Source organism: Chryseobacterium sp. GTID13 (assembly GCF_056172655.1).
On record NZ_JAOCMB010000005.1, the window covers coordinates 828,078 to 841,767 of the forward strand.

Below are 13,690 nucleotides of genomic sequence, written 5' to 3' on the forward strand. Positions count from 1 at the left end.
CTATTCTAAATTTCTACAAAATCAGGTTCCATCTTTACCGGATAATTTATAGAATATGGATTCCTTGTGTGCCTGTGTTATTCGAAGTTTTTTGTTTTCGGCTCTGCTTTTCAGTGGTTTTACTATAAAAGCACAGTCAAAAAACACGTTATCATATTTCCTGGAAACAGCAAAAACAAACAGTCCGGTTTTAAATGATTTCAACAATCAGGTAATGTTCAATCGAATTGACAGTTTAAAACTGAGAGCAACTTACGGTTTTATTGTCACCGGAGAAGGAACTGCAGGCTATGCTCCCAATATAAAAGGATGGGGATATGATAACGCAATCACTAACGGACAATCTCTTTTTGCAGGAGTAAGAGTTGCCAAAGAATTCATCAGCCGAAATAATCTGAATACAAGACTGGCAGGGATTAACGCAAGCATTGCACAGGTTTTAGCACAGAAAAATATCAGTATTCAAACGCTTAACAAGCAAATTACAGATCAGTACATCGCAACTTATGCAAGCCAGCAGCAATATAATGTAAGCAAAGAAATAATTCATTTGCTGGACCAGGAAGATATCGTCCTGAAAAAGCTGACCCAGGCCGCTGTCTTTAAACAAACAGACTATCTGACATTTAAAGTAACGCTTCAACAGAATGAACTGACCTTGGAACAGCAAAAAGCCGACTGGCAGAACAATTATTCCCTGCTGAAATATTTATCGGGCATTGTTGATGATACTTTTGAGCCTGTTGAAAAACCATTCTTCAGTGAGACGCTTAGTCCAGCCTCTTTTGATCAAAGTATATATGCCAAAGCTTTTCAGGCTGACAGTTTAAAACTGGCCAATAACGCAGAGATCATCCAGTATGATTATAAACCTAAGGTTACAGCTTTCTCAGACAGCGGTTATCAGTCTTCTTTTACCACAACTCCCTATAAAAATTTTGGAGTGAGCGTGGGAATTGGCGTTACTATTCTAATTTACGACGGACACCAGAAAAAAATGCTTTTACAACAAAATCAGCTCTCGCTGCAAACCCGCTGGAAATATCTGGAACAGATCCAGAGACAATACCAACAGCAGATTCTCCAGATTACCAACCAGATGGAACAATACGACAGAATGATCAAGACTGCCAATCAACAGATTATTTATGCTAATACCCTGGTTGAAGCCAATGCAAAACAGCTTCCAACGGGTGATGTGAGGATGGTAGACTTTATTTTATCTATTAATAATTTACTCAGTCTTAAAGGGAATATCATTCAGTACAATACCATGTTATTCAACCTGAAAAATCAACTGCAATATTTAATCATTCAATAAATCATGAACAAAATAATCGCCTTCCTTATCCTGTCCCTTATTGTTGCCAGCTGTAACAAAACCAGCGAAAGTGTTCCCACATCTCCTGAACCTGAAGCAAAGCCTAAGACACTTGTCACCATAGCTTATCCTTCCGATACCGCTCAGCTTGATAATACAATTACGCTTAATGCAACGGCAATGTATTTGTTAAAATCCGATGTAAAAGCCAACAGCACAGGTTATATTACAAAAATGACCATTAAGCTGGCAGATCATGTCGGGAAAGGAGCCATACTTTTCGGATTACAGACCAAAGAAGCCAGAGCATTGGGAAATACAATCAATAAACTGGATAAATCCTTTCGTTTCAATGGAGCAACAACGGTAACAAGCCCTGCAACAGGCTACGTCGCCATGGTGAACCACCAGATCGGAGATTATGTGCAGGATGGGGAAGTATTGGCAACCATTACCGATGCGAGCAGTTTCGGTTTTGTGGTCGATGTGCCTTACGAATACCTTCAAATTATAAGAAACAAAGGTACTTTAGCAATTACTTTGCCTGACAATACAGTCTTGCAGGGAAGAATCGCAAAAGTAATGCCTTCGGTTGATGCCGTTTCCCAAACTGTAAAAGTTTTACTGCAGGTTGCCAACAGCAGCAATATTCCTGAAAACCTGATTGGTACGATCAGCTTTTCCACAACTTCCGCTTATGGACTTTCTGTTCCTAAAATGGCGGTAGTAAGTGATGAAACCCAATCTTCTTTTTGGGTGATGAAATTAATCAATGATACAACAGCCGTAAAAACAGACATTACAAAAGGGGTGGAAACAGATAAATATATCCAGATAAAATCGGGTAATTTAACCACAAAAGATAGGGTAATTGTTTCAGGAAATTTCGGATTGAGCGATACTGCAACTGTGAAAATACAAAAACCTTAGCTTGATGAAAAAGTCATTTTTTGTAACCTATAAAAGCCCTTTGCTGGTCTTAATTTTCCTGATACTGGCAGGCGGAATTTATTCTTATACCAAAATCCAGTCAGCATTATTTCCGCAGATCACTTTTCCCAAAATAAAGATCATTGCGGATGCAGGGCAGCAACCTGTCAATCAGATGACTGTAGGAGTAACCAAAGTCCTGGAAAATGCCGTAAAAAGAGTACCTGACTTACAGGTTTTAAAAAGCACAACCAGCCGGGGAAGCTGTGAAATTTCTGCTTTTATGGATTGGAATGTGAATGTAGATTTAGCCAAACAGCAGATTGAAAGCAGTGTGAATGAAGTTCGAAACCAATTACCGCCGGATATCAATATTTCCGTTGAAAAAATGAATCCGTCGATTCTTCCGGTCATGGGATATTCATTGAATTCCACTTCAAAAGACCCGATTGAACTGAAGCAACTGGCACTTTACACGATCAAACCTTTTCTTTCACAGGTTCCGGGAGTAAGTGAAGTGAGAATTATCGGCGGACAGGACAAGGAATTCCGTGTCGTGATGAATCAGCCGATGATGGCGAGACTGGGAATTACGCCCGCTACGGTTCAGCAGGCAATTAACAATACCAATTTTATTAAGTCAAACGGATATTCTTCAGATTTCAGGTATCTCTATCTGACGCTTACTGATGCCCAGATCCGTAACGAAGGACAGTTGAAAAATCTTGTTGTAAGCAATAACGGAAACCGGATCGTTTTGTTGGGTGATATAGCCCAAATCACTGTTCACAATGCAAAACAATACATAAAAGTCAATGCTAACGGACAGGAAAGTATCCTGATTGCAGTTATACAGCAACCCAATGCCAATGTGGTGGATTTAAGTAAAGCAATGGAAGTCAAAATTGTTGAACTGCGAAAAACATTACCAAAAGATATCGTATTAAAACCCTATTATGTTCAGGCAGACTTTGTCAATGATTCTATTAAAAGTGTTACGGATGCTTTATGGATAGGATTGGTTTTGGCAATTATCGTGGCAATTATTTTTCTCCGTTCATGGAAGGCGAGTGCCGTTATTCTGATTACAATTCCCATCACGTTAAGCCTTACAATGCTTGTTCTGTATACCATGGGGCAGACGTTTAATATTATGACATTGGGAGCGATTGCTGCCGCCATCGGATTAATCATTGATGATACGATTGTCGTCGTAGAGCAAATCCATCGCACACACGAGGAACATCCCGAGGAATCTTCAAAAACATTGGTGCAAAAAGCAATTAATTACCTTTTGAAAGCAATGGTAGGTTCCTCACTCAGTACCATTGTGATTTTTCTGCCTTTCATGCTGATGAGCGGTGTTGCGGGAGCTTATTTTAAAGTAATGACAGACACGATGATCATCACCTTAGTCTGTTCGTTTTTTGCAACCTGGATATTACTGCCCATCGTTTATCTGCTACTTTCTTCAGGAAAGGGAAAAGAAAAAAACTTCAGCATCACGATGTAAAGGAAAGAAAATGGGTGGGATTTTTTATCAGAAAACCATTGTACAGCTATTTATTTATTGGAATTCTTATTGTTTTGACCGCCATAATTCTTCCGAATATCAGCACCGGATTTCTTCCGGATATGGACGAAGGAAGTATTGTTTTGGATTATAATTCACCTCCGGGAACGTCCCTTGAAGAAACAGACAGGGAACTGAAAGAAGTCGAGAAAATTATCACATCTACACCCGAAGTTCAGGCGTATAGCCGAAGAACCGGAACCCAGATGGGATTCTTCATCACTGAACCAAACCGGGGTGATTATTTAATTCAATTAAAGAAAAATCGAGGCAAAACCACAAATGAAGTTACCGACGATATCCGTTCCAGAATTGATGCCTCAGGATTGCCGCTCACTGTAGATTTTGGGCAGGTGATTTCTGATATGCTGGGCGATCTGATGAGCAGCGTTCAGCCGATTGAGATTAAAATTTTCGGAACAGACCAGAAAGTTATTGAAGACTATTCGAAAAAGGTTGCTAATATTGTAAGCAAAGTTAATGGTACAGCCGATGTTTTCGACGGAATTGTGATTGCCGGTCCATCCATGGTTGTGACGCCTAAACTTCCTGTTTTAGCGCAATATAATATTTCTCTGCCTGATTTTCAGAACCAGCTGCAGGCCAACCTGGATGGTAATGTAGCCGGAAATATTTTTGATAATGTTCAGTATACGCCAATACGATTGTTCTATAACGAAAAAAGCAACCAGTCTTTAAGCGACATCAACAACAGTATGATTGCTTTGCCCAATGGAACCCTGAAACCCCTTAGCGAGTTTGCGACCGTCAATGTAACCACCGGTTCTGCGGAAGTCAACAGGGAAGATCTTCAGACTTTAGGAATTGTAACTGCAAGATTAGACAATGGCAATCTGGGCGGCACAATACAGGAAATTCAGAAACAGATCGATCAGAAAATCAAGTTGCCGAGTGGATATTCTGTAGTGTATGGAGGTGCTTATGCGGAACAGCAGCAATCATTTAAAGAACTATTGATCATTTTACTGGTTTCCAGCTTATTGGTTTTTTCAGTGATGCTGTTTCTGTTCAGAAATGTTCTGGTTGCCCTTATCATTTTAGGCATTTCAGTATTGGGTCTTTCAGGAGGCATCCTGCTATTGTATTTTACCAATACTCCTTTGAACGTTGGAAGCTATACAGGACTTATCATGATGGTCGGAATTATTGGAGAAAATGCAATTTTTACCTACTTACAATTCCACGAAAGTTTAACCACAAAAACTAAAGAAGAAGCCGTTATTTATGCCATAAGCACAAGACTTCGACCGAAATTAATGACTGCTTTGGGGGCCATTATCGCATTAATGCCACTGGCACTGGGAATAGGAACAGGAGCGCAGATGCACCAGCCTTTAGCCATTGCTGTCATCGGCGGTTTTATCATTGCATTACCGCTTTTACTGATCGTTTTACCAACGTTACTCAACAAAATCAATTTAACCAATGAAGAAAAATTCTGAACTCAACCCAATGGTTGAAATTTTATGCTTGAAGATTCGAAAATTCAAAATTTCTTCTAAATCATTATTCAATATTGTAGTAGAAATTGAAATATATTCAAAGAATTTCCAAATGCAGTGATACCGGGGTGTAGCTATAAGTTTTAAAATATAATTAGCCATGGATAATTTAATTGAGGCTGTCAGGAATTATGTGGTTGTTTTTCTTTCGGAAAATCTTTCAGATCAGCTTTCTTTTCACAATATCAGACATACTTATGAAGTGGCAGATGCTGTACGTGAAATAGGTTTGCAAGCAAGTCTCTCTGAAGAAGAAATGCATATCGTAGAGGTTTCAGCATGGTTTCATGACTGTGGGTACACAAATACCTACATGGGTCATGAGGAAGAAAGTAAAAAATTAGCAAAGAACTTCCTTGACAATTGCGGATGTGATGAAGAATTTACCGAAGCTGTTTTAAAGTGTATCGAATCTACAAAATATCCTCCAAAACCTGCTTCTTTACTGGAAAAAGTGATGTGCGATGCAGATATGTATCATTTAACCAAACCCAATTATCTACAATATAGCAAAGCCATACGGCAGGAATTTGAAATTTACCTCGGTCTGGTTTATACGGATGAAGAATGGCAAATTAAAAACTGTCAATTTCTTACTGAACATCAATATTTTACAGATTATGGCCGGGAAATCTTAAGCAGGTTTAAAGACGTTAATACTCAGTTGTACCTTATCTAAAATAAAATTCAGGCACATTATACTTATCATGATATCAAAACATTATAAAAAAATAGTTCTCAGCTTTCTCGTTTTAATTTCATTTTACGGGAAAGTAGCTGCACAAAGCAACAGTGACAGCATTCAGGTTCCCGAGAACACAAAAGACAGTACTGTTATATTAAATACTAAAAAAGAACGTTTTAATTATAAAAGACTGATCATTCCCGGGGCATTTATAGGTTATGGGATTGCCAGTTTAACGGTGAAAGATTTAAAACGGCTGAATTTTTCTACCAGAGATGAAATTAATGAACATCAACCTGATCATATAAAACTGGATAGCTACACCCAGTTTGCTCCTGCAGCTTTGGTATATGGTCTGAATGCCATTGGTGTGGAAGGAAAGCATAATTTTAGAGACAGAACGATTATCTACGGGACATCGATGCTGATTACCTCTGCTATTACCATTCCTTTGAAGCATATTGTAAAAGAGGAAAGGCCCGACGAGTCAAATAATCTGTCTTTTCCTTCGGGGCACACGGCAATAGCTTTTGCTTCTGCACAGTTTATGTTCAGGGAGTATAAAGACACCAATTTCCTGCTGGGAATTTCCGGATATTCTCTGGCTGTTTTTACAGGGATCTACAGGATGCTGAACGATAAGCATTGGGTAGGGGATGTGGTAGCAGGAGCCGGATTTGGGATTCTTTCAACAGAGCTGGCTTATTGGCTGTATCCAAAAATCAATACGATGCTGGGCGGTAAAAACAAAAATACGGCTGCAATGGTAATGCCTTTTTACCAGGACAAAAGGATAGGGATTGGTTTAGTTAAAACTTTTTAGGTAACCTCAAAAAAATAAGGATATGTGGTTCTATTATGCATTACTTTCGGCTTTATTTGCGGCATTTACAGCTATTTTTGCTAAAATGGGAGTGTCTAATATCAATTCTAATCTTGCAACGGCAATCAGAACAATTGTTATTCTTGTGATTGTCTGGAGCATTGTATTTTTAAAGGGCGAAGCAAAGGAAATTGGCTCATTATCGAGGATTAATATTATTTTTCTTGTTTTATCGGGAATTGCAACCGGATTGTCCTGGCTTTTTTATTTTAAAGCTTTACAGATCGGAAATGTGTCACAGGTTGCAGCTGTCGATAAGTTGAGTGTGGCCATAGCCATTATTCTGGCAGTATTATTTTTCAAAGAAACGCTGACGCTAAAAACCATAATCGGAGCTTTGCTGATTATCAGCGGAACTGTTGTATTGGCGTTGAAGTAAAAGCAGATGTCAATAATAATAAAATGATGGATAATCCTGAAATCCTGGAATTTTGAAACACTGAAACAAATACAATTTAACATAATATAAATTATAGGATTTTTAAAATATCAAAAGAGTACATCAAAAAAGACGCTTACGACTTCTTCCAAATTAATTTCCTTTCCTGCTATCTTTATAGCTTCTACATTTCTCATTATCGTATTCTGATTCTCCAAATCTTTGAGCATTCTTTAAATTACATAAAGATTCGGCTTTATAAAAATCCTAAGCGTAAACAGAATCACAGCCGCAAAAATTTCATCAATAAATTTCTATAGAAAGCTCCAGGATTATTTATATACCAATCTTTAGTGTATTCAAAAATCTGTCAATGCTATATGCATCTTATTTTTTATCATGAACTTCATACTTTCCCATTTTTCAGCAAATCGTTTCCTTATCCGATTTATATTTCCCAAAGTATTTGTTTGCTATTAATTCATATATTATGTTAAGTTAGCACCATTCGTCTTAAATATTTATTCAATAATATAATCGCTGAGAATCTCTTAAAATATTTTGGTGTGGAAAAATATACGTAGAATAAAATCTGAACTGTTTATCCATGCTCCATGATAAGACTAAATCGCCGACTTAGATCCCCTGCTATTTATCATGTTGTTTTCCAGTTAGATAGCATAATACCTGCCTGAAAAAACACAGCTCATAAGGGCATTTTCCATACTTTCTGCATTTTTGGGAAATCCTGAATACAATTCAGTTGAACCGAAATAGCTCCATAGACGATATATGACGGATTGCATTCAATATAATTACTTATCTCCGGTATTTTGCTTTTGAATATATTCACTTGGAGTCATGCCCACAAATTGTTTAAAAGCCTTATTAAAGGTAGATTGGTTGGTAAATCCTGCTTCTGTATAAATGTACATAAGGGTTACTTTTTCCAGGTTACTTTTAGAAATCAGGTCTTTTACGTAATCAATCCTATGAGAATTGATGTAGGTATTGAAGTTAGAATACCCCTGCAACCTGATTGATTTTGAAATATAATTATTGCTGACTTTCAGAATGGTGGATAACATTGAAATATTAAATTCCGGATTCGTGAAATTTTTGTTGGTAACGATCTCATTTTCAATTTTTTCAAATAATGGTTTGGCAAAGGGCATTTCTTTTTCATCCACCGTAATAGGAAGTGTGATCCGTTTCCTTTTTTCTATGATCGAAAGAAGTTCCTGCTCCCTTATTTTATCCTTATAATAAATAAGCAAATAAACAATGACAATATTAAACCCAAATGAAAGGAGGTCATTATACCTAAAAACATTTTCATAAGACGTTATCCTGGAATGAAGCGGAACAATATCACCGGTAAAAATGGCTACAACTGCAATAAACAAGGTATAAACTGAAAAAAATGAACCTTCTTTTTTACCAAGAAAAATGTATGCCCCCAGCGGCACAGGGACCAGCCAGCAAAATTGAAAAATAGAGCATTTCCAGAAATAAAGGATAACAAAATAAACATAAACGGGTGCAACAATAAGATAATTCCGCACTCTTTTTTCTAAAGAAAGTGACGGAAAAAAAGTATTTAATAAATATACATGACTTAGCAAGGTAATAGCCCCAACCAGACAATAATATCCGAACAATTTTTCTTTTATAATGAAAAAATAGATGAAGGTGAACAATAATAAAATAGTCCCCATCAGATAATTATATCTTATGGAAAGCTCTTCTTTCAGCCTCTGGATTTCCTGCTCTCTTAGTATCGTATGATCCATTTCTTATGGGGTATTTGAGCTTAAATTCCAATGAAAAGTGATCATTGACTTGTATAATATATTGTATTTCATGGTTTTAATTTACTTTCCTATTTACTGACAATGATATTTTTCAACCTTCAATTTAAAGTGATTTTTCATTGATGGGTATGGCCATTTTAGTTTCCGATCTGAATTTATGCATATAATTTTGCTCCGAAATATAAATGATGAAAAGTTTCGCAACCATAACCAAAAGTATTTTAATACATGTTCTCACATTGGGAACTGTGTATACTTATGGTATGCTTCCATTATACAATCATCATCAAATCGAATATGGCAAAAGTAATAAAAAAACAAGCCCGCTTTAATTTTTGTATCGGAAGGAAATTATATTTTCAATGAAGACCAGTTGCATACTGCTGCAAAAGATTCATCCTCTTTTTCAAGGAAGGACGAAGAAACAAGAACAGACAAAATCCTTTTCGTTTCGGAAGAAATACTACTCTATAATCCGCAGAATATTTTCATTGTTCCGGAAAAGAAAGTGAAGAGTCAGGCAGTAAAAATTATTACTAAAAAATCATATAAAAAACCTGTTAAAGTAAATAAAAGTGAACCTGCCAAACCCATAAACCTTTACTATACATCGAATAATAGCCAAAATCACCTTCTTTTGGCTTCGGATGGCAAATCCTGCTTTTGCTCAACACACAATGACCATCATAAACAGCTGATTAACGCAAACCGTTTCAGCCTTAATTCTTTTGTTTTTTCAAAAGATGAGTTATCAGAGTACAATACTCATATGGTATCCTGTTACCATACAGTGATCTTCAGCATTCGGCCTCCACCTTCAAAAAAACAGGTTCCGGGACGCTGGTTAAAAAGCTAAGGGCAAATATGATCATTCAAAAACAACAACAAAATATAGCGTTCTGCTATTTAATCCATTTTAAATTAAAAAAAACAAAACAAATGAAAAAAAATGTATGTACAGCAATAGCCTTGACAATTTCTTCCCTGGCATTCTCTCAGGTAGGTATTAATACCCAAAATCCACAAGGAATTTTCAATATAGATGGCGCTAAAAACAATGCGACCACAGGCACTCCTACTGCAACACAATTAGCTGATGACTTTATTGTTACCGCATCAGGATCTACAGGTATCGGTGCAGCTCCCGACGCATCTGCTTTACTGGAGCTGAATGTCAGCCAGCTTGCTGCAACGGCCAAAAAAGGATTTTTAGGTCCGAGAGTAGCTCTAACAGCATATAACGATGCGGCTACAATTCCTAGCCCTGCAACTGGTTTGTTAGTATACAACTTAGGAACAGCCGCCCTTACCTTCCAAGGATATGTTTATTGGGATGGAACCCAGTGGAGACCTTTAGACGGACGTTCATTACAACCGGGTACGATAGGCGCTTTGAACTGTGCAAGTGCTACCCTGTTTCCGATTTCCTATACTGCGGGTGTTCCTTATCAGGGAACAATGTCGGTTCCTTATACAGGAGGAAATGCAGGAATATACGCTGCACAGACAATAGGACCTGTAAACGGGCTTACGGCGACACTTCCGCAGGGTAATTTTGCACAGGGATCCGGTACTTTAAACTATACGATCTCCGGAACTCCAACGGTATCCAGTCCAAATACCACAACATTCAATCTTTCCATCGGAGGACAGAGTTGTAGTGCTACAGTAGGTCTTGGAAAAGTACTGGCTCCAGGAGAATATCAGTTCTTTACTTACACATTACCAGCGACTTATATTGGATTATTGAGCACCTATATTGGCGGTAGTTATGATGCTATTTTAGGACAAAAAGTAAGACTGGATCTTAATTTTACCAACAGTTCCAATCAAAATTCCGGTGCAGTTACTTACAATCCTCGTTTGGTGAACATCTCTACTTCCAATATTAAAGTGTGGTATGCAGCCTTATCGAGTGTAGACCGCTACCGTCGTTCGAATGTTCTATTGGCTCCCGGAGGTTATATGGAGACCGATAACGGAATTTATCTTAACTGGGGAGACAATATGAACAGTACTTCAATTCCTGTATTGGCCACCAGCTCCAGTGATGATTCCCAGGAGATTGAAACAGTAGATTTGCTTGTAGACGGAATTTGGTACCGAATAATAGTGTATGTGTCTGTAGACAACATGAATGATACCAATGCTGCGAATAACATCCGACGTGTCTTTATGACAGCGCAAAGAATGTCGTCTTAAACGATTTTTTGTAATTAATAGAATGCCTCCATTTCCACTTTTAAAATGCACAAATGATGGGAAAGAATCAATGGGGGCATCTTTTTACCATAGGAAAGGGCTTTAAGCACAAACTATAAAAATTGACCAGGCAGCTGTTTTTTTTAATTATTAAGTTGATATGACTTTTTCATCATCTGTATTTTGCTGCCTGGTTTTCTTAAGAAGAAAAATAAATTTAAAATATTTAAAAAACACAAATATGAATTTCAAAAGCATTCATATCGGACAAATGATTGAACAAAAAATTGTGGAAAGTGAGATAGAATTACAACGAGCATGTAATTTTTTTAAGTGTACCGAAGAAGAGATCGAAAAAATGTATCAGCAAAAGGTCATTGATACCGAAACCTTGTTGAAATGGAGTAAATTACTGGAATATGATTTCTTTCGTCTTTATTCGCAGCATCTTATTCTTTATGCTCCTCCGACCGCTAAACGCAAGTCCGAAAAAACAAACCTTCCCCAGTTCCGGAAAAACATCTACACCAAAGAAATTATAGATTTTATACTGGAACGGATAGGCACAGGAGAAATGACCAGAAATGATGTTATAAAAGAATATGGAATTCCAAAAACAACACTGTACAGTTGGCTGATAAAACATAGGGAACAGATAGAATAATTTGTTCGTTTTTTGTCCAATTAAAAGAAAATTAAATATTTCTGTAAAACAATTTCAATTGTTGTACAGTCTAAAGAATATAGTTTAACATTAATACTTATACCCATGAAAAACTATCCTAACTATAAAAACATTTATTCTGATATTGTAGCCAAGAAATTTCCCCATAAGAGAAAAGAATGTGAAGCATTGCTTAGCAAGAAAAGCCTGTCTTTTCTGAATATTATTAAATTGAACACCATAATATTCGGGACCTCCGATTTACAAACCGAAAATTTCAATCAGAAGCACCGTTCTTACCAAAAATCTGATATTCTGAAAATATTGGAATACCAGAAAAAGCACAGGCTTAATAATAATGAACTAGCCAATCATTTTAAACTAAGCCGGAACACTGTTACTAAATGGAAGAAAATGTTTTTGGAATAACCCCAAATTATGCCTTTTTTAATATAATCTGGTTTCTGGACACAATCACCGCTACCCTGTCCCCTGCCTCAAAACCACAATCCTGAACCCATTTCCCGGCAATCCTTATTTCCGGAAAGAAAACTTCATGGTAGTATGCCCGTGCGAAGGATTTAATAAATTTTGTCAAAAAAAACTTGCGTAGTCAAATAACTTCATTTAAATTTGTAGTCAAATAACTACACAATGAATTTAAGAAGAGATGTATTTCAGGCTATAGCAGACCCTACCAGAAGATCGATTCTGATGCTGGTGGCGGCACAATCCATGACTGCCGGGGCCATTGCTTCCAATTTCGATACCGCAAGACCTACCGTTTCAAAGCATCTTCAGATCCTCACAGAATGTGAGCTGCTGAGATCCGAACAAAACGGCCGTGAAATTATTTACCACCTCAATCCCAATAAAATGAAAGAAATAGCCGATTTTATAGAACCTTTCCGCCAAATGTGGGACGAAAAATTCAATAAGCTGGAAAGTGTAATGAAAGCCTATCAGAACAAAAATACGTGATCCGAGATACGGGTTATCGAGATTCGTGGTGCGGGTTCCGGGATCATAAATGAATAGCAGTTTAAAATCTCAAAATCCTCACCCACAAAATACCCGAACCTCTTAACCCGAAACCCGTAACACGCATCAAACCCTCAAACTCTCCCACTCTAACACTCTCAAACACCAAAACATGGAACTTAAAACAAAAATCCACGCCGAAGACGGCAAACAGGAAATATTCATCACCAGGGAATTTGATCTTCCGGTAGAACTGCTTTTCAAAGCCTATAACGAAGCTGAACTTTTCGAACAATGGATGGGAACTAAGGTAACAAAGTTTGAAAACAAACAACACGGAAGCTACCGTTTCGAAACCTCAAATCCTCAGGGAGAGGTAGTGTTCAGCGCCAATGGAACCATTCATGAAATCGTTCAGGATGAGAAAATCATAAGGACTTTCCAAATGGAAAACACGCCCTTCCCCGTTCAGATCGAGTTTCTGGAATTTGAAAAACTTACAGACAGCACCAGCAAAATTACCATCCAGACCATTTACAAATCGGTCGACTTCAGAGATCAGCACCTGAAAATGCCATTCGCCCAGGGAATCAATATGGCGCATAACCGATTACAGGAGGTATTAGGGAGTAAAAGGTAGCAGATTACAGGTTGCAGATAGTAGGTAATTTGGTCATAAATCTCATTATCCTACAACTCTCCCACTCTAATACTCTAATACTCTCAAACCCGAAT

General features: G+C 37.5%; 14 protein-coding genes. 12 read left to right on the forward strand and 2 right to left on the reverse strand.

The features are described from left to right. Window positions 1-214 precede the first annotated feature (214 nt). The 7 genes from N4G44_RS10030 to N4G44_RS10060 all read left to right on the forward strand — a co-directional run bounded on the left by N4G44_RS10030 (window position 215) and on the right by N4G44_RS10060 (window position 7,294). The gene (locus N4G44_RS10030) at window positions 215-1,321 is read left to right on the forward strand and encodes a TolC family protein (RefSeq protein ID WP_474926454.1); all 1,107 of its coding nucleotides are present in this window, start codon (window positions 215-217) and stop codon (window positions 1,319-1,321) included. A 3-nt stretch (window positions 1,322-1,324) separates the two neighbouring features. Beyond that, complete coding sequence (locus N4G44_RS10035; protein ID WP_474926456.1) at window positions 1,325-2,251, forward strand: efflux RND transporter periplasmic adaptor subunit; 927 nt, start codon at window positions 1,325-1,327, stop codon at window positions 2,249-2,251. Window positions 2,252-2,255: 4 nt separating this feature from the next. Further along, window positions 2,256-3,764 carry an efflux RND transporter permease subunit gene (locus N4G44_RS10040; RefSeq protein WP_474926458.1) on the forward strand — a complete coding sequence of 503 codons (1,509 nt, stop codon included), beginning with the start codon at window positions 2,256-2,258 and terminating at the stop codon, window positions 3,762-3,764. Window positions 3,765-3,778: 14 nt separating this feature from the next. Then, entirely contained in the window at window positions 3,779-5,287 is a 1,509-nt protein-coding gene (locus N4G44_RS10045) for an efflux RND transporter permease subunit (protein WP_474926459.1), read from the forward strand. Between the two features lie 160 nt (window positions 5,288-5,447). Further along, on the forward strand, window positions 5,448-6,026 hold the full coding sequence (locus N4G44_RS10050; protein WP_474926461.1) for an HD domain-containing protein: 579 nt from the start codon (window positions 5,448-5,450) through the stop codon (window positions 6,024-6,026). A 28-nt stretch (window positions 6,027-6,054) separates the two neighbouring features. Continuing rightward, complete coding sequence (locus N4G44_RS10055; protein WP_474926465.1) at window positions 6,055-6,855, forward strand: phosphatase PAP2 family protein; 801 nt, start codon at window positions 6,055-6,057, stop codon at window positions 6,853-6,855. Window positions 6,856-6,877: 22 nt separating this feature from the next. Next, window positions 6,878-7,294, forward strand: coding sequence for an EamA family transporter (locus tag N4G44_RS10060; protein WP_474926468.1), 417 nt, complete (start codon window positions 6,878-6,880; stop codon window positions 7,292-7,294). An 815-nt stretch (window positions 7,295-8,109) separates the two neighbouring features. Here the strand turns inward: N4G44_RS10060 and N4G44_RS10065 are convergent. Beyond that, the gene (locus tag N4G44_RS10065; protein WP_474926471.1) at window positions 8,110-9,087 is read right to left on the reverse strand and encodes a helix-turn-helix domain-containing protein; all 978 of its coding nucleotides are present in this window, start codon (window positions 9,085-9,087) and stop codon (window positions 8,110-8,112) included. Window positions 9,088-10,047: 960 nt separating this feature from the next. On the opposite strand from N4G44_RS10065, the gene N4G44_RS10070 reads away from it, so the two are divergent. The 3 genes from N4G44_RS10070 to N4G44_RS10080 all read left to right on the forward strand — a co-directional run bounded on the left by N4G44_RS10070 (window position 10,048) and on the right by N4G44_RS10080 (window position 12,403). Then, on the forward strand, window positions 10,048-11,310 hold the full coding sequence (locus N4G44_RS10070; protein ID WP_474926474.1) for a hypothetical protein: 1,263 nt from the start codon (window positions 10,048-10,050) through the stop codon (window positions 11,308-11,310). Between the two features lie 241 nt (window positions 11,311-11,551). Further along, the gene (locus N4G44_RS10075; RefSeq protein ID WP_474926477.1) at window positions 11,552-11,974 is read left to right on the forward strand and encodes a transposase; all 423 of its coding nucleotides are present in this window, start codon (window positions 11,552-11,554) and stop codon (window positions 11,972-11,974) included. Between the two features lie 105 nt (window positions 11,975-12,079). Further along, window positions 12,080-12,403 carry a helix-turn-helix domain-containing protein gene (locus N4G44_RS10080; protein WP_474926478.1) on the forward strand — a complete coding sequence of 108 codons (324 nt, stop codon included), beginning with the start codon at window positions 12,080-12,082 and terminating at the stop codon, window positions 12,401-12,403. A gap of 7 nt (window positions 12,404-12,410) precedes the next feature. On the opposite strand, the gene N4G44_RS10085 is transcribed toward N4G44_RS10080, so the two are convergent. Further along, entirely contained in the window at window positions 12,411-12,572 is a 162-nt protein-coding gene (locus N4G44_RS10085; protein WP_474926481.1) for a SymE family type I addiction module toxin, read from the reverse strand. A gap of 56 nt (window positions 12,573-12,628) precedes the next feature. Between N4G44_RS10085 and N4G44_RS10090 the strand changes: the two genes are divergently transcribed. Together N4G44_RS10090 and N4G44_RS10095 are read left to right on the forward strand one after the other, a co-directional pair. Beyond that, complete coding sequence (locus tag N4G44_RS10090) at window positions 12,629-12,955, forward strand: ArsR/SmtB family transcription factor (RefSeq protein ID WP_474926483.1); 327 nt, start codon at window positions 12,629-12,631, stop codon at window positions 12,953-12,955. 172 nt (window positions 12,956-13,127) lie between these two features. Further along, the gene (locus tag N4G44_RS10095) at window positions 13,128-13,595 is read left to right on the forward strand and encodes an SRPBCC family protein (protein ID WP_474926485.1); all 468 of its coding nucleotides are present in this window, start codon (window positions 13,128-13,130) and stop codon (window positions 13,593-13,595) included. Window positions 13,596-13,690: the final 95 nt, after the last annotated feature.

Bases quoted from the DNA above. Each gene is read 5' to 3' on its own strand.
- N4G44_RS10050 (WP_474926461.1), top strand. From the start codon at position 5,448: ATGGATAATTTAATTGAGGCTGTCAGGAATTATGTGGTTGTTTTTCTT.
- N4G44_RS10075 (WP_474926477.1), top strand. From the start codon at position 11,552: ATGAATTTCAAAAGCATTCATATCGGACAAATGATTGAACAAAAAATT.
- N4G44_RS10030 (WP_474926454.1), top strand. From the start codon at position 215: ATGTTCAATCGAATTGACAGTTTAAAACTGAGAGCAACTTACGGTTTT.
- N4G44_RS10070 (WP_474926474.1), top strand. From the start codon at position 10,048: ATGAAAAAAAATGTATGTACAGCAATAGCCTTGACAATTTCTTCCCTG.
- N4G44_RS10060 (WP_474926468.1), top strand. From the start codon at position 6,878: ATGTGGTTCTATTATGCATTACTTTCGGCTTTATTTGCGGCATTTACA.
- N4G44_RS10035 (WP_474926456.1), top strand. From the start codon at position 1,325: ATGAACAAAATAATCGCCTTCCTTATCCTGTCCCTTATTGTTGCCAGC.
- N4G44_RS10090 (WP_474926483.1), top strand. From the start codon at position 12,629: ATGAATTTAAGAAGAGATGTATTTCAGGCTATAGCAGACCCTACCAGA.
- N4G44_RS10095 (WP_474926485.1), top strand. From the start codon at position 13,128: ATGGAACTTAAAACAAAAATCCACGCCGAAGACGGCAAACAGGAAATA.
- N4G44_RS10055 (WP_474926465.1), top strand. From the start codon at position 6,055: ATGATATCAAAACATTATAAAAAAATAGTTCTCAGCTTTCTCGTTTTA.
- N4G44_RS10080 (WP_474926478.1), top strand. From the start codon at position 12,080: ATGAAAAACTATCCTAACTATAAAAACATTTATTCTGATATTGTAGCC.
- N4G44_RS10065 (WP_474926471.1), bottom strand. From the start codon at position 9,087: ATGGATCATACGATACTAAGAGAGCAGGAAATCCAGAGGCTGAAAGAA.
- N4G44_RS10040 (WP_474926458.1), top strand. From the start codon at position 2,256: ATGAAAAAGTCATTTTTTGTAACCTATAAAAGCCCTTTGCTGGTCTTA.